Here is a 20,380-nt window from a genome sequence, read left to right as displayed (position 1 = left end):
GCCACCGGAGCAATCAGTTTTGACCGCCGTCTCTGGCTGATCGGCTGACTTTCCCAAGCATGATTCAGAGGAGTTTCAAATTTTCCTACCTCTGTAGTTTTCAAGCTCACTTCCTAAGCCAGGTTTTCAACTTACGTTTTTACGGTAGTTTTTAATCTCACTTCCCAAGCCAGGTTTTTAACTTTCGTTTCTACGCTGCCTTTCAAACTCACTTCCCAAGTTAGGATTTAAACTTTCGCCTCTATCTGGTCTTTAAAATTTGTCGAGAAGCGGATTCAATTAGCACATCACGCGCCCCCTCACAGCTAGCTAGAAACGCTACAACCCTTATATTACGCGGCTCACACCCACAACCAAGAGAACAAAAAAACAGAACAAACTGGGGACACTCAAAATTATTAATTTTTTCTGCCCCCATCTTATTAACGTCCTCATTCATCAAGCAGTATCGTTTCTTACAGCAACACACACCCAACGAGCGCACCACCGCATTTATCGCGGCGCTGCCCCCGCGCGAGAAAAAATCATGAGTATCTTGATGCTGCTAACGGCGACAGTTGAGTTTCTAATCAAACTCACAGAATTCCTGCACCTATGGGGTATCGGCTGCCCTGGCTTTATACCTTGTTGATTAAAACAGTCCGCCGAACGCATCCGGCAGCCAATTCATAATCACCAGCTCGCCACTGACCTCGGCTTTCCCTTGGCGTTGATTGGTATTGCTATAGCGGATATCCAAGGTCTCGAAATGAAAACCCTCAAACACCCGCCGTATGTCCGGGTGATCGTTGATGCTGACCATCACCTTACCTTTGCAACGCCGCATGAAGTCGGCCATCCGCTCGTAGTTTTCGAACGGAAAATCGACGCCATAGCCGGCGGTCTGCCAGTAAGGTGGGTCCATGTAGTGGAAGGTGTGGGCACGGTCATAGCGTTCAGCGCATTCAAGCCAGGGAAGATTTTCGACGTAGGTGCCGGACAGGCGCTGCCAAGCGGCCGCGAGGCTATCCTCGATCCGCACCAGGTTGATGGCCGGACCAGTAGTCGCGGTGCGCCGAATCTGCCCGGTGACCGTGCCGCGATGGGATGGTGCTGCAGGTAGAAGGATCGGGCGGCCCGCTGGATGTCGATAGGGTTTCGGGGCCGGTCATCTTCTTACATGCGCCACATCGCGCGAATCAGTGCCCAAGCTATCGCTAGCTCACACGAAGCTAGCAAGATCCAGAATATCCGTGGGAGTAAATGTGGGAGTATCTTTTCGGCATGAAAAAGCCCAACCTTTTCAGATCGGGCCAAGTCATTGAAAGATATGGTCGGGACGGAGTGATTCGAACACTCGACCCCTAGCACCCCATTTAAGAGGGTAGAGAAATATTTAAATTATTCTGCCGGCTGTGGTTGGCTTGTAAATAAAAAACCCGACACGAAGGCCGGGTTACCCACCCTCTCCGAGACGCAGCCCCCAAATGAGAGGGATGGAGAGCTGACAAGAGAGTGTGGGGGCGAGATATTTCCAAATGGTGCTCTCCTGCGCAATAAAAAATCCGACTCAAGGGCAGCATATCGTGATCATTAGCCCGTAGAAATCAGATACTGACCATCATTTTTCGAGTTTCTCCCAATGCCTCAGGTGGCATGTGAAGTCCAGCCCTCCAGTGGCAATTCGAAGAACAACAAACGCCCATCAGAAGCACTCAACTGTAACGGTAACATTCTTTGCCACCGCTCGAAGTTAACACCTCAGCTTGAGCCCAGGGCACTGCACACGAACCGCGTGGTCACGTCGAAATTATCCGGAGTGAGGACATCAATTGGCGAACGACCTTTTAATCGCCCTTCCAACGAAGCATTACCGGTACGCCTACTTCATTGCGCCACGTTTTACTTTTAACCGAGTGACATTCTCGTCGGCCTGATTCGCAAACTCGTGAGGGGTGACATGCTCCTGAAGATTGGCCTCAAGGTACCGACTCCACCAGCTCATGATCAGCCTGCGCTCTTCAATGAACTCTGCCTTGTGAATGTAGGCGGCACGAACGCTGTTCCGCTCTCGATGGCTCATCTGTCTTTCAATAGCCGTCTCTGACCACAGCCCTGACTCAACCAGTGCGCTGCATGCCATTGAGCGGAAGCCGTGACCACAGATCTCGGTCTTGGTGTCGTACCCCATAGTGCGCAACGCTTTGTTCACGGTGTTTTCTGACATCGGCTTCCAGGCCCTAGCATCACCGGCAAATACCAGATCGAATGTGCCAGTGAGGGTGCGGATCTGTTCAAGCACGGCCACAACTTGCGGCGATAAAGGCACAAGATGAACATCGCCGGCCATTTTCGTCCCCCGCGTTGAATGGCGTACGTCCTCCAGCTCCGGCCGAGTATCCGGGATCTCCCATACGCCACGCTTGAGGTCGAACTCACACCAGCGAGCGAAACGTAATTCACTCGAGCGAACAAACACGTTCAGCGACAGTATGAGCGTTAGCCGGGTCAGCTCTCGGCCCTTGTAGGCATTGATTCGCGCCAGCAACTCAGGCAGGCGTGATAGTGGCAATGCAGGACGATGGGAGACTCGCGGCGCTTTGATCAAGCCCTGAAGGTCGTACGCAGGGTTTATCGGAATAAGACGAAGGCGTTTTGCCTCACGCATAATACTTTGCAGGTATCTTTGTACCCTTAAGGCGACGTCAATCGTTCCTCGTTTTCTGATCGCCTCCAAAGGTTGCATCAGATCATAAGTATCGAGATCAGCAATCGCGCGGGCACCGATAAACGGGAAAACATAGTTATTCAGACGGTTCAACACATTCTTGGAATGGTCGGGTGCCCATCTGGCCGACATGTTCTTGTGCCAGTCCAATGCAACGCTTTCAAAGGTGCGGCCGTTGACAGCATCTTCCGTTTTGGTTTTACGTTTGTTCTCAACGGGATCAATGCCGTCTGCGAGCATCCGCTTCGCATCTAAACGCTTCTGGCGCGCATCGGCAAGGCCAATCACAGGATAGCTACCGAGGGAGGTCAACCCCTCCCGACCGTCAGGCTTTACGTACCTGAGACGCCAGCCTTTACGGCCATTGGGTTGGATTAGGAGATAGAGACCGTCGCCGTCGAAAAGCTTGTAGGGACGGTCTGTTGGCTTGGCTAAACGGCAAGCAGCGTCGGTAAGCGGAGCAGTTGTGCGCGACATAAGGGTACTATCCTTAATCGAACCAAAGACTACCCCTAACTTTACCCTCTAAATGACTAGATTCCAGAAGAATGGACAAGAATCCGACGGAATGCTAAAACGAAAAAACCCGCCAGAAGGCAGGTTTTTCAAGGCTTCCAGAGAACTTAAAAGCGCTCACTGGAATGTAAGATGGTGCCCGAAGCCGGAATCGAACCGGCACGCCCTTACGAGCGGGGGATTTTAAGTCCCATGCGTCTACCAGTTTCGCCATTCGGGCGGTAGCGCGGTAAAGCGGCCTGAAGACTGACCAATAACGATCTGGCAGTTCTGACGCTTGTGCAACAGAGGGGGAAATATATACATCCCGCCCCGGTGAAGCAAGTTCGCAAAGATCCTTTTCAAGACTAAATCTTGCAGGACTGCGAAAATAAAAAAGCTCCGTAGATCATGGATCTACGGAGCTCGTTTAAAGTGGAGGCCGAAGTCGGAATCGAACCGGCGTAGGTGGATTTGCAATCCACTGCATAACCATTTTGCTATTCGGCCTCAAACATCTGATGTCAGTAGCACAACACCAAACGTGTAAACTCGTATCTGGAAACAAGATTCTAATCTAGCATCCAACCCTTTGAAATCTAAGGGGTTTTCGTGTTCCCTAAGCAGGAATGGACGCAATTCTGGACTGGTTCGAAAGGCATGTCAAGAACTGGGAGAAAATAATTCGAGATACGCGATTGCCAATACACGGTCGCTTTGGAGCCTAACACTTCAGCGCCACAAAAAACGCTATCTATCACAAGATGAGTGTTGGCTAAAAAGATCGCAGCCTTCGGCAGCTCCTACGCGCCTGTGGGCGCCGCCGAAGGCTGCGATCTTTTGATCTTGCTTATATGTCCCTCTTCAATGACTGACCGCCACCACCCGTTGCAACCGCTGCCGATACTGACTGGGCGTTTCCTGCATTTCATGTCGGAAGTGCCGATTGAAATTCGACAGGTTTGCATAACCCACTTCAAAGCAGATATCTGCAACGCTGAAACTGCTTTGCGCCAGCAAACGGCAGGCGCGCTGAACCCGCAGTTTGCGCGTCAGGTCGACGAAGGTATGGCCAGTGGCGCGTTTGAAGAATTTGGAGAAGGCCGGTTCGTTCATGTCCAGGCGCTGGGCGATGACGGACATCCGCAGCTCATCCGCGAGATCGTTGAGGATGTAGTCGAAGACAATACTCATGCGCTGGGCCGTCAATGCGTCGAGCATCGGCGCATATTGCAGGCTGGCAAGTGTCTGTTTCTCATTGTCGGGGGCCGACGCCAGCAATTGCAGCAATGACAGGAACAGGCACAGTCGCTGCAATCCGTGGCACTGGCCGATGTCTTCCAGCAGGCGGGCCGCTTTCTTGCGGGTATTGCCATGAAATTCGATGCCCTGTGCCGCCTGGCGAAACAGGTTTTGCAACTCGCTGAGTTCGGGAACCTTGTCGCGCAGTTGCATCAGCATCTGACCGTCGAACTGTAACACCACGTCGCGTCCCTCAATCACCTCGCCTTTGCCCAGATCGCTGATCCAGTCGTGAGGCAGGCCAGGGCCGATCAGGGCGACATGGCCGGCCTCGAACACGCCGATATAGTCACCGGCCAATAGCCGTCCGCTGCCTTCGCGAATCAGGTGGATCTCGAATTCCGGATGATGGTTCCAGCGAGCAAGGTCGAAGGGATAGTCGTGTTCATACCAACGAAAGCTGTGCTGCGGCTCGTTCAGAATGACTTCAAGCGCCGGCGGCTTGTCTGCGGTTACGTGATGGTTCATCACTCTGGCGATCCCGTTTTTGTTGGTTTTATCAAGGCTACCGCGAAGCCCGGGACGAGTCGAAGCTGATTCGAAACGCCAAGGCGCGGTTATCAGATTCACACTAAGCAGGCAGCAAGCCTAGCGCGCTACAGGGCGGCCACTGATACTTTTTTTCCACGAGTGCCACGGTTAAAAAAGTATCAGTGCCGCGTATGCCGTTCATTTGTTCACCGCTTGGGTTGCTGTAATCCTGTGGTCATCCCGTTGCGGCGATGACTCGCACCGTGGACTACAACAATAAGAGCCTCTGCCGCCCAAGGCGCAGAGCGGAGAACACAATGAAGATCATTCCAACAGTACTTTTTCTGTCCGCCGGATTGTCCTCTGCCCTGCTCTGCCAGGCTGCCGAAACGGTGACCATCGCCACGGTGAACAACAGCGACATGATCCGCATGCAGCGGCTGTCCAAAACATTCGAACAGCTGCACCCGGACGTGAAGCTCAACTGGGTGGTGCTCGAAGAGAACGTGTTGCGTCAGCGCCTGACCACCGACATTGCCACTCAGGGCGGTCAATTCGACGTGCTCACCATCGGCACCTACGAAACACCGCTGTGGGGCGCCAAGCATTGGCTGGAGCCGATGAAGGACCTGCCCGCCAGCTATGACCTCGAAGATATTTTCCCCTCGGTTCGTCAGGGACTGTCAGTCAACGACACGCTCTATGCCCTGCCGTTTTATGGCGAAAGTACCATCACCTATTACCGAACCGACCTGTTCAAGAACGCCGGCCTGAGCATGCCCGAGCACCCGACCTGGACGCAGCTCGGCGAGTTCGCCGGCAAGCTGCACCAGCCGGATAAAGAGCAGTATGGAATGTGCCTGCGCGGCAAGGCCGGTTGGGGTGAAAACATGGCGCTGCTGACCACCCTGTCCAACGCTTTTGGCGCGCGCTGGTTCAACGAGCAGTGGCAGCCGCAACTCACCGGGCCGGAATGGACCGCCGCCGCGAACTTCTACGTCAACACCCTCAAGCTGTACGGCCCGCCGGGGGTTTCGAGCAATGGTTTCAACGAGACGCTGGCGCTGTTCAATAGCGGAAAATGCGCGATCTGGGTCGATGCCAGCGTCGCAGGCTCCTTCATCACCGATACAACTCAAAGCAAGGTCGCCGATAAGGTCGGCTTCGTCGCGGCGCCCACGCAGGTCACCGACAAGGGTTCGTCCTGGCTCTATGCCTGGTCGCTGGCCATCCCTGCGACGTCCAAACACAAAGAAGCCGCTAAAGCCTTTGTGACCTGGGCGACCTCCAAGGAATACATCCAACTGGTCGCCGAGAAGGATGGCATCACCAACGTACCGCCGGGCACTCGCATGTCCACCTACAGCGACGCCTACTTGCAGGCCGCGCCCTTCGCCAGTGTCACGCTGAAAATGATGCAGCACGCCGACCCTGCACACCCGTCAGTCCAACCCGTGCCTTACGTCGGTATCCAGTACGTGACCATTCCTGAATTCCAGGCCATCGGCACGTCGGTCGGCAAGCTGCTGTCTGCGGCGCTCACCGGGCAGATGCCGGTTGAGCAGGCCCTGGCCTCGGCCCAGCAAACCACCGAACGCGAGATGAAACGCGCGGGTTATCCCAAGTAGGGGTAATCCGTGTGGGAGCGGGCTTGCTCGCGAAGGCGGTGTGTCAGGCAGCATCGATGTTGAATGTGCCGCCCTCTTCGCGAGCAAGCCCGCTCCCACAGGGTTCTTCGCAGATTGACGACCGCTTTTGGTGCCCTCGATGGGGGCGTCTCTTTAGCTCTAACGATTGGATGGGAAAAATGAAACGTTTGGAAGGAAAAAGCGCCCTTATCACCGGTTCTGCCAGAGGCATCGGAAGAACGTTCGCGCAAGCCTATATCCGCGAAGGCGCTACGGTCGCGATCGCAGACATCAACCTGGAACGTGCGCAAGCCACCGCGGCCGAGCTGGGGCCGAATGCCTATGCGGTCGAGATGGACGTGACTGATCAGCAATCTATCGACGGTGCCATCGCGGCGGTCATCGCGACCACAGGCAAGCTCGATATCCTGATCAACAACGCGGCACTGTTTGATCTCGCGCCGATTACCGAGATTTCTCGCGACAGCTACGAACGGCTGTTCTCGATCAACGTGTCCGGCACTCTGTTTACGCTGCAGGCCGCGGCCAAGCAGATGATCCGTCAGGGCCATGGCGGCAAGATCATCAATATGGCCAGTCAGGCCGGTCGGCGCGGTGAAGCGCTTGTCGCGGTGTATTGCGCGACCAAAGCAGCGGTGATCAGCCTCACGCAATCGGCCGGCCTCAATCTCATTCCCCATCACATCAACGTGAACGCCATCGCGCCGGGCGTGGTGGACGGTGAGCATTGGGATGGTGTCGACGCGCTGTTCGCCAAATATGAAAACCGGCCGCTTGGGGAAAAGAAAAAGCTGGCGGGTCAGGAAGTACCCTATGGGCGCATGGGCACGGCGGATGATCTGGTCGGTATGGCGATCTTCCTGGCATCGGCCGAGAGCGATTACATCGTGGCGCAGACCTATAACGTCGATGGCGGCAACTGGATGAGCTGACGAGTATCGAACCCGAATTAAAGCCCGTACCGAACAGGCCATGTCTACTGCACCGTAGACATGGCCTGCTCGTTCCCGCTCAGCCCTCAATGCCCGCGAATGTAGTGTTCCAGTTGCCGAATCAAATCGGCCTGCTCGACGATGGCTTCCTTGACCAGATCGCCAATCGACAACAGCCCGATCAGTTCGCCGCTCTCCAGCACGGGCAGATGGCGCAAATGACTGTCGGTCATGACCGCCATGCAGCGCTCGATGCTCTGCTGACTGTCGGCGGTCACCACCGGCGCGCTCATGATCTCGCGCACCGGCGTACCGACCGAAGATCGCCCCTGTAGCACCACCTTGCGCGCATAGTCGCGCTCGCTGATGACACCGACCACCTGCCCGTCTTCGATGACGGGCAACGCGCCGACGTTCTTCTCGGCCATCATTTTCAGGGCGTCGAGCACCATCTGATCCGGTGCGATGCTGTGCACCTGCTGGTTTTGCACGACTTTCAGTTTGAGCAACTGTGCGGCTGTCTTCATCAACGTTCTCCGATACGGTTCAGAGCGGCGATCAAGCCGCCGCGACTTCCACAACGCCGGCGTTCAGGCGCACCGGCCACACCCGCAGACGCTGCTCCGGGTACTCCAGGCAACTGCCGTCTTCAAGACGGAAATGCTGCTTGTAGATCGGCGACGCCACCACCAGATCACCCTTGAGGCTGCCGATCAGTCCGCGGCCGATGACGTTCGCGCCGGATTGCGGATCATGGTTGTCGATGGCGTAGAGGGTGCGACCTTCGGCCTGCGGCAGGTAGAACAGCGCCACCTGCTCGCCGTCGAGCCAGACCACGACGCCGGAGTTGCTGACCAGATCCTGCTGGCTGCACACCGCCTGCCACGCCTGAGCATTGGCCGCGGTTGCAGGGACTTCGACACGCTGGGTATTGGACTGACTCATCAGGCATTCTCCTCGGTGACAGGGATAAGGTTGAGTTCGGCGGCCATGATCGGCCGGCGCTGACCGCGTTCCTGAACAAAATGGATGTCCGGGTCCGGGCGTTGATCGTTGACGAAGGTGCGGAAGCGCTTGAGTTTTTCCGGGTCTTTGAGGGCGTTGGCCCATTCGCATTCGTAGCGGTTGACCACCAGTTGCATCTGCGCTTCAAGTTCTGCGCCGAGCCCCAGGCTGTCGTTGATGATCACGTCCTTGAGGTAATCCAGGCCGCCCTCCAGGCTTTCACGCCAGACCGAGGTGCGCTGCAATTTGTCGGCGGTGCGGATGTAGAACATCAGGAAACGGTCGATGTAACGGATCAAGGTTTCATCGTCCAGGTCGGTGGCGAACAGCTCGGCGTGGCGTGGGCGCATGCCGCCGTTACCGGCGACATAGAGGTTCCAGCCGTTCTCGGTGGCGATCACGCCCACGTCTTTGCTCTGCGCCTCGGCACATTCACGGGTACAACCAGAGACCGCGAACTTGAGCTTGTGCGGCGAGCGCAGGCCTTTGTAGCGATCCTCGAGGGTCAGGGCCATTTTCACGCTGTCCTGCACGCCGTAACGGCACCAGGTGCTGCCCACGCAAGACTTCACCGTGCGGGTCGATTTGCCGTAGGCATGCCCGGTTTCGAAACCGGCCTCAATCAGCTCGGACCAGATGTCCGGCAACTGATGCAACTGCGCGCCGAACAGGTCGATCCGCTGGCCGCCGGTGATTTTGGTGTAGAGGTCGTATTTTTTCGCCACCACGCCAATCGCGATCAGCTTGTCGGCTGTGATCTCGCCCCCGGCGATGCGCGGCACCACCGAATAGGTGCCGTTTTTCTGCATGTTGGCCATGAAGGTGTCGTTGGTGTCCTGCAACGGCACCAGCGAGGCATCCATGATCGGCTGGTTCCAGCACGAAGCGAGGATCGAGCCCACTGCCGGTTTGCACACGTCGCAACCGGTGTGACCACGGCCGTGTTTGGCCAGCAGCTCTTCGAAAGTGATCACCCCTTCTACCCGCACCAGCGCATAAAGCTCCTGACGGGTGTAGGCGAAGTGTTCGCACAGGCTCTTGTCGACACTGACACCACGGGCAATCAATTCATGCTCGAACACTTGCTTGAGCAGCCCCGCGCAACCGCCGCAACCGGTGCAAGCCTTGGTCTGCGACTTGAGCAGGCCGAGGTCGGTGCAGCCACCGTCGATGGCCGAGCAGATCGAGCCCTTGGTGACGTTATGGCACGAGCAAACGGTCGCCGACTCGGGCAGCGCGCCCGGGCCCAGGGTTGGCGCGCCGGTGGACGATGGCAGAATCAGGCTGGCGGGTTCCGACGGCAAGGCAATGCCGTTCTGCATGTATTGCAGCAGGGTGTCGTAATAGCTGTTGTCGCCGACCAACACCGCGCCGAGCACGCGCTTGCTGTCAGCATCCACCACCAGGCGGCGGTAGCTGGCCGTCGCTTCATCGATGAACTGATAACTGCGCGCACCCGGGGTCTGAGCATGAGCATCACCGATGGAGCCGACATCAACGCCGAGCAGTTTGAGCTTGGTCGACATGTCGGCGCCCTGGAACGGCTCCGCCACTTGGTTGCACAGCAGCGTCGCGACGCCACGGGCCATCTGATAACCGGGAGCGACCAGACCGAAGAGGCTGCCGTTCCAGGCGGCGCACTCGCCGATGGCATAGATGTTCGGATCGCTGGTCAGGCATTGGTCATCAATCACCACGCCGCCACGCGGACCGATGTCCAGCGCACATTGGCGGGCCAGCGCGTCTTGCGCGCGGATGCCGGCGGAGAACACGATCAGGTCGGCTTCGAGGAATTCGTCATTGGCAAAATTCATCCGGTAGCGGTACTGCTCGCCGGCACTGATCGACTGCGTGCCACGGGACAGATGCACGCCAACACCGAGCCGCTCGATTTGCGCCTTCAGCGCCAGGCCACCCTGCTCGTCCAGCTGCACCGGCATCAGGCGCGGGGCAAATTCCACCACATGCGCTTCCAGGCCCAGGCTTTTCAAAGCATTGGCCGCTTCCAGACCGAGCAGGCCTCCGCCGACCACCACGCCACGCCGGGCATTGGCCGCCGCGGAACGAATCGCGTCGAGGTCTTCCAGAGTGCGATAGACCAGGCGCGAGTCACCTTCCGCACCTTCAATAGGCGGCACGAAGGGATAAGACCCGGTGGCCAGAACCAGTTTGTCGTAAGCGACGCAACCTTGCGCGGTGATCACCTGACGTCGCGCTCGGTCGATTTCCAGCACCGGCACGCCCAAATGCAGAGTGACGCCCGGCGTCTGGTACAGAGAGGCTTCGCCCAGGGCCAGCGACTCGGCATCGCGACCACCGAAATACTCCGACAGATGCACCCGGTCGTAGGCGCGCATCGGCTCTTCGCTGAAGACATGCAGGCGATAGTGGTCAAGGGCGCCGCGCTCGATGAGCTGCTCGACACAATGATGTCCGACCATGCCATTGCCGATCACGATCAGTGTTTGCAGTTTGTTCAACGCGGCAACATTGGAATTCATAGTAAGCACCCAGCCAAAGCCAATCACGGTTAAAAAAGCAAAAAAAAACGCCTGAAACCTCTCGGTTTCAGGCGTCTTTGCCTGTTCTTCGCGGTGTTCGACCTGGCGCCTTCGCCGGATCCACCGATGTTGCCCACGACCTGCTCGGCCGGTCGATCTTCGTTGATCGAGTGGGCTGCCCATCTGTTTTCGATGGACCTGAGGGGATCAATGCAGCCTTTGTGCCAGTCCGCGGTGCATGACTTCCTCAGTTCTGGAAAACGGGCCTCTGAACGATGGGAGAATGTGATAAAGACACCGGCCCACGCGGGTCTCATCAGGCTTCTGGCCCCCGCGAGCGGGTGGGCGGACGTTGGAGCTGAAGGAAGGAATAGCTCAGGAAACCGCTTCGCACTGGTGCACGTTGTCAGGCATGGCTCTTTAAAAGTGCATGCGGCTACGTTCTATTTGGGCTTGAGCAATGCCAGTGAGTTAAGCGCGAATCCCTGTGGGAGCGGTGGTGCGACGATTCGACTTGCTCGCGAAGACGGCGGCACAGTCAATATTGATGTCGCCTGACACGCCGCTTTCGCGAGCAAGCCCGCTCCCACAGGGATTCGCAACATTGCCGGAATGCGCGTGTTTAAAAGCCCTGAAGGTTACTTCCTGAAAGCTACAAGATCTTGCGCCGTTGCCTACGCTTACGCCAGAATCCGCCGGCTTGTGCGCCTTGGGGCCGCTCGGTAACTTGATTCGCGTCACTGCCCATCAGTGATCGGGTTTAGCAGCCCGGGGTTACAAGCAAGTGCACAAGCTCTTGTCAGTCAGGCATTCCCATGCCTGCACTTGATGGTGGTTGTGCGCAGGGCGCCTTCGGGCGCGCCGGCTTTGCTAGCTTCCCCGGTCTGCTAACCTGCGTACAGCTGCCTCCCTCTCGTTTAGCAGCAGGAGGGTTGGCACTCAATCAGAGAAGCCAGCTTATGTTCAAGGTTACGCCCAACCCACCGGACACCGATTCGGTGTCTCCATACGAGTCCGATTCAAAGAAGCTCAATGAGGCCGCCGAGCGGGCTTTGAACTTCCACTTCCCGTCGAATGCCGACATCAAAGCCACCGCGCGTAAACCCAGCAAGCTGTTTGCCGTAGCCCCAGAGGCGACTACCGAAACCCTGGCGGTTTTTTTGGTCGAGACACTGGCCTCGGTCGATGTGATGGTCCATCAGTTGGTGGATCATCTGGAGGGTGAGTCGCGTCACGCCCTGCTGGGCATTTCAAACAGCATCATGGTGGCGGAGATCACCGCGAACCGGGTGCTGGATCACATTAATACGCCTTAGAAGTGTGAGCTTCATTCTTTTTTGTAGGAGCGAGGCTTGCCCGCGAAGGCGTCAGGTCTGGCACACCGCGTTATCGTTCTTCGCGGGCAAGCCTCGCTCCTGCAGGGATTGTGTTCCGCGCGCAGTCACTCAGCCATTGGGCGGCAGCTCGTGGGTGGTCCGTTGCACGGAGCTGTGGTTCTGGCCATCAGGAATCGACAGGGTCGCCCGCAGCCCGCCTTCAGGTGGGTTGACCAGCGTAATCCGCCCACCCAGCCGCGTCGCAATGGTGCTGACGATGGTCAGTCCCAACCCAGCGCCCGTGTGTTCATCAGCCGGCGGTAGGTCTGCATGTGTTCGATATCCAGCGAACCGTGGGAACTCAGGTAGCTGAAGGCGGTTTCCGGCAGCGCCAGGCGCTCGCGGATGCTGCCGGCCGCGTGGGTGGCCAGGGCAATGCTGGTGCCTTCCAGCACGTTGACCATGCCGAACAGGCCCACCGGGTTGTCCCGGGCAATCAGGTCGTAGAGGAAGCTGACCATCAACTCGATCGGCAGCGATGGACGACCGTCCCGCACCGCCTCTTTGTCACCGCCACAGGCTGCGATGTCGTCGAGTACCCACTGTTCGTGGCCGTACTCCTCGTCGATGTACTCGCACACCGCTTTGCGTAGCCATTCCAGCCGCTGCGGCAGACGTGCGCCGCACGCCATCATCAACGGCACGGTATGGCGCACGTGGTAGTAGGCCTGGGCGAGGAAGGCGCGGTAGCTCTCCAGGCTGACCTTACCCTCAAGGGCATCACGGATGATCGGCAGGTTGAACAACTCGTGGCGTTCCTGCTGGGTGGCTTCTTGCAGGGTGTCGAAAAAACTCATGATGCGGATTCCTCGGAAAAAACGAAGTCAGTGAGCTGCGCCCGGTAACGCTCGACGATGGCGTCGCGGCGCGGTCGGCCATTGGCGGTCAGCAAGCCGTTGGCGGCGCTGAATGGTTGATCGAGACGGGTCCAGTGATGAACCTGGGCGTAATCGGGCAAGGCCTCGTTGGCCTGGGCCACGGCGGCGGCCAGCTCTTCATCGGTGCAGTCAGGCCGATGGGGCCAGAGCAGGGCGTGGTTGCTCGGCATCGCTTCGCCGAGGACGAACGCCTGAGCGATGTGACGACGCTGAGTGAGTTCGGCCTCGACCCATTCCGGATTGACGTTGCGGCCGAAACTGGTGACGAACTGATGCTTCTTGCGCCCGTTGAGGTAGAGAAAACCTTCCGGGTCGAACTCGCCGAGATCGCCGGTCGGCCACCAATCATCGCGGAAGGGGGATTGCCCCAGATAGCCGAGCAGGGTCGAGCCCTTTACCAGCACTTCACCATCGTCGGCCAGGCGAATCCCGACATGGGGCAGGGGCCTGCCAACGCTACCAGGGCGGCGCGCGCCCGGGCGATTGAGGCACACCACCGACGAACATTCCGACAACCCGTAACCTTCATAGACCGGGATGCCGATGCGCTGGGCGCGATGCAATAATTCTTCGCTAACCCGTGCACCACCGACCGCAGCAAAACGCAACGATTGGGGGTTGAATGCTTTTTGCTCGGCGGCGCTGACCAGCATCAGCAGCAACTGCGGCACCAGGATCAGACTTTCCGGTTTTCGGGCGGCCAGACAGCCCAACAGCCGCGGCACATCGACACCGCTGGCACCCTGAATGCCCAGGGTTTTCTGGCTCGGTACGCTCAAGGTCGCGCCGGCATACAGCGCGGCATAACAACCGAGGTTTTCCAGCAGAATCGCCAGGGGCAGCAGCGCCAGGTGATGCCGTGGGTCGGTGGGTTTGCTGGCCTGATCCAGTTCGCGGGCCACTCGCAAAAGGCTCTCGGCGCTCAGGCACACGCCTTTGGGCGTACCGGTGGTGCCTGAGGTAAAGGTCAGTTTGGCGGTGCCTTCGGGTATCAGGTTCGGGCCGCTGAAAGGGCGACGCCAGAATTCGCCGGTCTTCTCGTAGCCGGCTGCTTGCAGTTCGGCTTCCAGTTCCGGTTCGGCAATCACCAGTGTCGCCTGGCTCTGTTGCAGGCAATGATTGCGTTGTGCCGGACTGAAGAAGGGCGGCAGCGTCAGGCAGGTCAGGCCTTCGAACAGGACGGCCAGATCCCAGAGCATCGCCTCGATGCCGTTGTCCAGGGCCAGCGCAACCACTTTGACGTGCTCATCGCGCAGACGCTGCTGGCGATACATGACCTCGGCGTACAGCGTGGCGTAGTCCAGTTTCAACTGATCGCCCCACAAGGCGATGGCGTTGGTCTTGCGCTCGGCGTGACTGCGCAGGGTCTGCTTGAACCGCTCCATTTCAGGCGACATCGCTGGACTCCTCAAGGGACGTCGGCAACCCCAGGCGATTGAACAAACCGATGTTGCGCAAATGGATGAAACCGGCGCGGATGTTGCCGACATGCACCCATGGCTGACTCTCGTAATAACTGCCCCAGAGGTGACGGTCGTCGCCCAGCCGCGCAGGATCGGCGGCGCAGAGCGTCACCGGCTTCAAGCCCAGGCGATGAAAACTGTTCACCAGCCCGATGTTGCCGGTGAACGCCACCCATTCCAGCCCGCCCATGGCCAACAGGTAGGTGATGGCGATGATGCTCAGGCGCGCACTGCCGGTATCGCTGGCGGCGAGGTTTCCGACCTCGACGATACCGGCCCGGTCCACGGGTTGGCCGGCGGTGTCGCTGATCAGCGGATCAATCGCCTCGTCCAGATAACGCTCCAGAAACAAGGGTTCGGCACCGGCAAGTCGTACGCCAGCCACCGCACACAGCGTGCCTGACGCATCGCTCATGCCGAACAACTGCGGCATGAATTGGCGGATGTCGGCGCCGTGGGCCTTTCGAAAACGCTGCTGGATAAAAGCTTCGAAGACCGGACGCTGGGGATCGTCCGGCAAGGCTCTTGCCAGACTCATCTGCGGGGTTTCGGCTTGACCGAAGTGCAGGGGCAGAGGGATGTTCCAGTCGAAATCGGGCATGGGCAAGAACGCCTCCCTGGGTAAGTTCGGGAGGAGTATCAAAGGCAATTCTTAACGGAGTCTGAAGGTGGACCTTCAGATTGTCTTAAGACTGGACGGGCAGGGTGGCGCCGGTCGGTTCGACGAAACCGGATCCAGGCTGTACGAACTGAGTCGGCAGCCGCCACCGATCTTCACGAGGCCCCGTATGACCCGAGATTCAGCAGTACACCGGTATGGAAAACTCTCGATCACCTTGCACTGGCTGATGCTGGCGCTGTTCATCGGCGTTTATGGTTGCATCGAGATCAAAGGATTGCTGCCCCGAGGGCATGCCTTGAAGGGCCTGTTTCTGGGGCTGCACGGCGTATTCGGGTTGAGCATTTTTGCGCTGGTCTGGGTCCGCTTGCTCGGGCGCCTCTCGCCCCGACCACCGATTACCCCGGCCCCGTCCACCTGGCAGACGGGCGTCTCGCACCTCATGCACCTGGCGTTGTATGGGCTGATGATCGCTACGCCGCTACTGGCCTGGTTGATGCTGGCCGCCGGGGGCAAGCCGATGCCGTATTTCGGCTTTTTCCTGCCGGCGCCGGTTGCGGTTGATCCCGATCTGGCCAAGCAACTCAAGCATTGGCATGAATGGCTCGGCAGTACTGGCTACTGGTTGATTGGTTTGCACGCAGCGGCGGGGTTGTTTCATCACTACTGGGTCCGCGACAACACGCTCACACGCATGCTGCCGGGGGGCTCTGGTGTGGGTGTCAATGAGCGTCAGCGATAATTCGGGGTTGCCAGGAATACCGCGTCATCGTTCTTCGCGAGCAAGCCCGCTCCCACATTGACCGAGCCAGCCGCAAATTTTGTGGCTGACATAGACCCCATGTGGGAGCGGGCTTGCTCGCGAAGAGGCCATCAGGTTCACCTCAAACCTTACCCGCTTCCTCTTCCAACTGATCCGACTCAAACAGTTTTGCCAATTCCGCCCGCGCTTCCTGGGCGGTCTGCATCACCTTGGCCGCATCGTCATACACCGCGTGCTGAGCCTCCAGCACCTGTTCATCGTGATGGGTAAAGCGCTTGATCCGCGCATCTGCCTGGGCCTGTGTCAGCCCCAACCCGACCAGAGTCCGTCGGGTCATTTCCAGGCTGGAGTAATAGGTTTCCCGCACAGCCTGAGCCCCGACATCCACCAGCCGGTGCACATGCTGACGGTTACGCGCCCGGGCGATGATCTTGATGTGCGGATAGAGCTTGTGCACCACCTCGGCCGTCTTGATGTTGGTGTCGGGATCATCGGTGGCGATCACAAAAAACTCCGCTTGCTCGACCTTGGCCGCGCTGAGGATTTCCGGGCGCATCGGGTCGCCGTAGAACACCGGCACGCCGCCGAAGCTGCGGGACAGTTCGATGGTTTCCACCGACGTGTCGAGGGCGATGAACTTGATGTTCTGCGCCCGCAGAATCCGCGCCACGATCTGCCCCATACGGCCCATGCCGGCAATGACCACGCGGGGCGTGTCGGCGTCGATTTCGCGGAACTTCTCCGGCACCACCACGGGCTGAACCTTGGGGCTGACCAGTCGGGCGCACAACAGCAACAACAGCGGCGTCACGGCCATGGACAAGGTAATCGTCAGCACCAGCAGGTCGTACAGGCGCGGCTCGAATAGCCCCTGATCACGACCGATCTTGAACACCACAAATGCGAACTCACCACCGGCCGCCAGTACGATGCCGAGGCGAATCGCACTGACCTTGCCCAAACCTCCGGCCAGTCGACCGACAACGAACAGCAGCGGCAACTTGATGGCGATCAGCAACAGGGTCAGCCCCAGCACCACGACCGGCGCGCTCAGCAGCAGACTCAAATTGGCGCCCATGCCGACACTGATGAAAAACAGCCCCAGCAGCAGCCCCTTGAACGGCTCGATCTGCGCTTCCAGTTCGTGGCGATATTCAGAATCCGCCAGCAGCAAACCGGCGAGGAACGCGCCGAGGGCCATGGACACGCCGACCAGGTCCATCAGCCACGCCGTGCCGATCACCACCAGCAATGCGGTGGCCGTGGACACCTCCGGCAGACCGGTTTTGGCCACTACGCGAAACACCGGGCGCAGCAAGTACCGTCCGCCAATCACCACCACTGCGATACTGCCCAGCACCCGCAAGCCATGGTTCAAATCTTCGGCGGCACTGGTGGTGTGATCGCCCCCGGCCAGCAGCGGCACCATCGCGATCAGCGGGATCGCGGCGATGTCCTGGAACAGCAAAATCGCAAACGCCAGTCGCCCATGGGGGCTGGTCAGTTCCTTGCGCTCGGCCAGGCTTTGCAAACCAAATGCAGTGGACGACAACGCCAGGCCCAGGCCCAACACGATGGCGCTGTTCAGGGATTGGCCGAACACGAACAACGCCAGCACACCAATCACCGAACCGGTCAGCAACACCTGCGCCAAACCCACGCCGAACACCGATTTGCGCATCACCCACAAGCGTCGCGGCGACAGCTCAAGGCCGATGATGAACAGCAGCAACACTACCCCGAGTTCGGAAATATGGCTGACGCTTTGCGGGTTGCCGATCAAGCCCAGCACCGACGGCCCGATGATCACCCCGGCAAACAGATAGCCGAGCACCGCCCCCAGTTGCAGGCGCTTGGCCAAGGGGACGGTGAGCACCGCCGCGAACAAAAAGACGACAGCGGCTTGCAACAGGTTGCCTTCGTGGGGCATGGCGAAACTCCTGGGTGGGGGCAGGCGAGAGCGGCGTTCGCCCGATTTTCAGCGGGGCGTCAGGATAAAGGCTGGCGTCCATTCAGTCAGCAACGAGGTTATTGATCGAACTCCACGGCTCAGTGGGGCCATTGTTCGAGCAGAATCGAAACGAACTTCTCCGCCGCCGGCGATAACGATGCGCCCCGACGGTACACCAGGCCGAGTGTCCGGTTCACGACGGGGTCAGTCAGCGGGATGCTCACCAGTGTCGGGTGATCCGCCGCCGGCATTGCGAGGCTCGGCATGGCGGAAACCCCAAGCCCGGCTTCGACCATGCCCAGCGAGGTGGACAAATGCTGCACTTCATAAAACCACTGCGGACGCCAGCTCAGGCCCGACAGGGCGTGGTCCAGCAGCATGCGGTTGCCGCTCAGGCGTCCGACGCCGATCAACCGGTAATCGCTCAGTTCTGACCAGGTCACGGACTTCCGCTGGGCCAGTTCATGGTCACGACGACAGGCTAGGACGAAGGGTTCGTTGACCAGTGAAACGAATTCGATGTCCGGGTGCTGGCCGCTCATCATGTTGATGCCGAAGTCGGCTTCTCCCCGCAACACTGCTTCGAGCCCTTCATTGGCGCTGAGGTCGAGCAAGCGGATGCGGATTTTCGGATAGCGCTCGTTATAAAGACGAATCACCGATGGCAGGAAGTAAAACGCGGCGGTTGGAATGCAGGCCAGGGTCACCTGACCGATTTGCCGTTCGGCCAATTCACGGATGTTCAGGATCGAATCGTCGAAGTCATCCAGTAATCGACGAGCCTTGGGCAGGAAGTCGCGACCGACGCTGGTCAGGCTGACCTTGCGCGTGGTGCGATCGAGCAACGTAGTCCCTAAACCCTCTTCAAGTTTTTTTATCCGCCGGCTCAAGGCTGGTTGCGACAGATGCAGTGCATCGGCAGCTTCGTGAAAACTACCCAATTCGGCGATTTTCACGAAAGATCGGATGTCCTGAAGCTCATATTCCATGTTTTATCTCGTTGGGGAGGGCGTTGGACCACGTTCTAAACGTTAAAACTTTCTTTTGTGAAACGCAATAATTGCTCCGATCTTTGCATTGGAAACACAATTACTTCCCTGTCACTCTTGTTTGCAGGACATCAATTACCCCGATTGATTAACAAGAGTTAGTGGCCATGCAACGAATTCCTTGTGTGCTGATGCGCGGTGGTACCTCAAAGGGACCGGTATTTCTCGCCTGGGATCTGCCGGTTTCGGTTGAAGAACGCGATGAGTTGTTGCTCTCGGTGATGGGCTCCGGTCACGAACTGGAGATCGACGGCATCGGCGGCGGTAGCCCGCAGACCAGCAAGGTCGCCATCGTCAGCCCTTCGTTACATCCCGATGCCGATGTTGATTACTTGTTCGTTCAGGTCATGGTGTCTCAGCGTCGGGTGGATACCGCCCCGAACTGCGGCAACATGCTCTGTGCGGTCGGACCGTTTGCCATCGAGCAGGGTCTGGTCAAGGCGGTCGGTGAGCTGACCCGCGTGCGGATTCGCAATCTCAACACCGGCACCTTCGTCACCTCTGATGTGCAGACACCAAACGGCAAAGTCAGCTATGAAGGCGACACCGCCATCGATGGTGTGCCTGGCAGCGCGGCACCGGTTCAACTGACATTCCTTGACGCAGCGGGCAGCAAGACCGGCAAGCTGTTTCCAACCGGCAGCACCCAGGACTGGTTCGATGACATTCCGGTGACCTGCATCGACATGGCCATGCCAATGCTGATCATCGAGGCGCGTCACTTGGGCAAACGCGGCGATGAAACTCCGGCCGAGCTGGACGCCGACAAAGACTTTATGCGCCGTCTCGAAGCTCTGCGGTTGCGGGCTGGCATGGCCATGGGGCTGGGCGACGTCAGCGACAAGGTCATCCCCAAGCCTGTGCTGGTTGCACCGGCCAAGGCCGGTGGCACGTTGCAGGTTCGCTACTTCATGCCGCACAACTGCCACCGTGCGCTGGCCATTACCGGTTCCATCGGTCTGGCCACGGCATGCGTCAGCGAAGGCAGTGTGGTTGCGCAAATGCTCGGTAATACCGGTGGGCCGCGTCTGCAACAGGTGCGGATCGAGCACCCGAGCGGCGGCATCGATGTCGTGCTGTCCTACACCGGTAAAAACGGTGACACAATCCGCGCCTCTGTTGTTCGTACCGCGCGAAGACTGTTTTCCGGCTTTGTGTATGCCCCGGTTTCCCAACGGCTCGCCGGGTAGTCTTCCCGCGCAGTCACTGTCGTTTTTGC

Annotated in this window: 14 protein-coding genes, 2 tRNA genes and 3 pseudogenes; 5 read left to right on the top strand and 14 right to left on the bottom strand. The window is 58.6% G+C overall.

Translation table 11 applies throughout. The annotated features are described in order from the left end of the window. Nucleotides 1-631 precede the first annotated feature (631 nt). From PMI36_RS0129515 to PMI36_RS17000, 5 genes and pseudogenes are all read right to left on the bottom strand, one after another. Nucleotides 632-1,157, bottom strand: a pseudogene (locus PMI36_RS0129515) (DNA adenine methylase); the annotation flags it as partial. A 704-nt stretch (nucleotides 1,158-1,861) separates the two neighbouring features. Beyond that, nucleotides 1,862-3,184: a tyrosine-type recombinase/integrase gene (locus tag PMI36_RS16985; RefSeq protein WP_008071348.1), complete on the bottom strand. Its 1,323-nt coding sequence runs from the start codon at nucleotides 3,182-3,184 to the stop codon at nucleotides 1,862-1,864. 172 nt (nucleotides 3,185-3,356) lie between these two features. Then, nucleotides 3,357-3,443 (bottom strand) — tRNA-Leu (locus tag PMI36_RS16990). 195 nt (nucleotides 3,444-3,638) lie between these two features. After that, nucleotides 3,639-3,712: transfer RNA gene (locus PMI36_RS16995), tRNA-Cys, on the bottom strand. 354 nt (nucleotides 3,713-4,066) lie between these two features. Continuing rightward, the gene (locus tag PMI36_RS17000; RefSeq protein WP_008071345.1) at nucleotides 4,067-4,972 is read right to left on the bottom strand and encodes a helix-turn-helix domain-containing protein; all 906 of its coding nucleotides are present in this window, start codon (nucleotides 4,970-4,972) and stop codon (nucleotides 4,067-4,069) included. Between the two features lie 320 nt (nucleotides 4,973-5,292). On the opposite strand from PMI36_RS17000, the gene PMI36_RS17005 reads away from it, so the two are divergent. Further along, nucleotides 5,293-6,603 carry an ABC transporter substrate-binding protein gene (locus PMI36_RS17005; RefSeq protein ID WP_008071343.1) on the top strand — a complete coding sequence of 437 codons (1,311 nt, stop codon included), beginning with the start codon at nucleotides 5,293-5,295 and terminating at the stop codon, nucleotides 6,601-6,603. 179 nt (nucleotides 6,604-6,782) lie between these two features. Next, nucleotides 6,783-7,556 (top strand): L-iditol 2-dehydrogenase, encoded by a 774-nt coding sequence (locus PMI36_RS17010; protein ID WP_008071342.1) that lies wholly within the window; start codon nucleotides 6,783-6,785, stop codon nucleotides 7,554-7,556. An 86-nt stretch (nucleotides 7,557-7,642) separates the two neighbouring features. Here PMI36_RS17010 and PMI36_RS17015 read toward each other — a convergent pair whose 3' ends face one another. The 3 genes from PMI36_RS17015 to nirB are packed head-to-tail and all read right to left on the bottom strand — an operon-like array spanning nucleotide 7,643 to nucleotide 11,062. Further along, nucleotides 7,643-8,083 (bottom strand): CBS domain-containing protein, encoded by a 441-nt coding sequence (locus PMI36_RS17015; protein ID WP_008071340.1) that lies wholly within the window; start codon nucleotides 8,081-8,083, stop codon nucleotides 7,643-7,645. 31 nt (nucleotides 8,084-8,114) lie between these two features. Next, nucleotides 8,115-8,501: a nitrite reductase small subunit NirD gene (nirD, locus tag PMI36_RS17020; RefSeq protein ID WP_008071338.1), complete on the bottom strand. Its 387-nt coding sequence runs from the start codon at nucleotides 8,499-8,501 to the stop codon at nucleotides 8,115-8,117. Further along, nucleotides 8,501-11,062 carry a nitrite reductase large subunit NirB gene (gene nirB, locus PMI36_RS17025; RefSeq protein ID WP_008071336.1) on the bottom strand — a complete coding sequence of 854 codons (2,562 nt, stop codon included), beginning with the start codon at nucleotides 11,060-11,062 and terminating at the stop codon, nucleotides 8,501-8,503. Before nirB ends, nirD begins: the two co-directional genes overlap by 1 nt. 959 nt (nucleotides 11,063-12,021) lie before the next feature. Between nirB and PMI36_RS17030 the strand changes: the two genes are divergently transcribed. Continuing rightward, nucleotides 12,022-12,378 (top strand): DUF6124 family protein, encoded by a 357-nt coding sequence (locus tag PMI36_RS17030; protein ID WP_008071334.1) that lies wholly within the window; start codon nucleotides 12,022-12,024, stop codon nucleotides 12,376-12,378. Between the two features lie 129 nt (nucleotides 12,379-12,507). Here PMI36_RS17030 and PMI36_RS31430 read toward each other — a convergent pair. From PMI36_RS31430 to PMI36_RS17045, 4 genes and pseudogenes are all read right to left on the bottom strand, one after another. Next, nucleotides 12,508-12,678: pseudogene (locus PMI36_RS31430) on the bottom strand (two-component sensor histidine kinase); the annotation flags it as partial. 2 nt (nucleotides 12,679-12,680) lie between these two features. Then, a pseudogene (locus tag PMI36_RS17035) lies at nucleotides 12,681-13,235 on the bottom strand (TenA family transcriptional regulator); the annotation flags it as partial. Further along, nucleotides 13,232-14,713 (bottom strand): AMP-binding protein, encoded by a 1,482-nt coding sequence (locus PMI36_RS17040; RefSeq protein ID WP_008071332.1) that lies wholly within the window; start codon nucleotides 14,711-14,713, stop codon nucleotides 13,232-13,234. The pseudogene PMI36_RS17035 and the gene PMI36_RS17040, both read right to left, overlap by 4 nt. Beyond that, nucleotides 14,703-15,380: a thermostable hemolysin gene (locus tag PMI36_RS17045; RefSeq protein WP_008071331.1), complete on the bottom strand. Its 678-nt coding sequence runs from the start codon at nucleotides 15,378-15,380 to the stop codon at nucleotides 14,703-14,705. The genes PMI36_RS17040 and PMI36_RS17045 overlap by 11 nt, the downstream gene beginning before the upstream one ends. A 187-nt stretch (nucleotides 15,381-15,567) precedes the next feature. Here PMI36_RS17045 and PMI36_RS17050 point away from each other — a divergent pair, with 187 nt between their 5' ends. Further along, the gene (locus tag PMI36_RS17050; RefSeq protein ID WP_008071330.1) at nucleotides 15,568-16,140 is read left to right on the top strand and encodes a cytochrome b; all 573 of its coding nucleotides are present in this window, start codon (nucleotides 15,568-15,570) and stop codon (nucleotides 16,138-16,140) included. 142 nt (nucleotides 16,141-16,282) lie between these two features. Here the strand turns inward: PMI36_RS17050 and PMI36_RS17055 are convergent, their stop codons facing one another. Both PMI36_RS17055 and PMI36_RS17060 read right to left on the bottom strand, forming a co-directional pair. After that, complete coding sequence (locus PMI36_RS17055) at nucleotides 16,283-18,091, bottom strand: monovalent cation:proton antiporter-2 (CPA2) family protein (RefSeq protein WP_008071329.1); 1,809 nt, start codon at nucleotides 18,089-18,091, stop codon at nucleotides 16,283-16,285. 119 nt (nucleotides 18,092-18,210) lie between these two features. Next, entirely contained in the window at nucleotides 18,211-19,101 is an 891-nt protein-coding gene (locus PMI36_RS17060; protein WP_008071328.1) for a LysR family transcriptional regulator, read from the bottom strand. 167 nt (nucleotides 19,102-19,268) lie between these two features. Between PMI36_RS17060 and PMI36_RS17065 the strand changes: the two genes are divergently transcribed. Continuing rightward, complete coding sequence (locus PMI36_RS17065; protein ID WP_008071327.1) at nucleotides 19,269-20,351, top strand: 4-oxalomesaconate tautomerase; 1,083 nt, start codon at nucleotides 19,269-19,271, stop codon at nucleotides 20,349-20,351. Nucleotides 20,352-20,380 lie beyond the last annotated feature (29 nt).

The organism is Pseudomonas sp. GM79 (assembly GCF_000282495.1).
GTDB lineage: Bacteria > Pseudomonadota > Gammaproteobacteria > Pseudomonadales > Pseudomonadaceae > Aquipseudomonas.
This window is presented reverse-complemented; position numbering and strand designations above follow the sequence as displayed.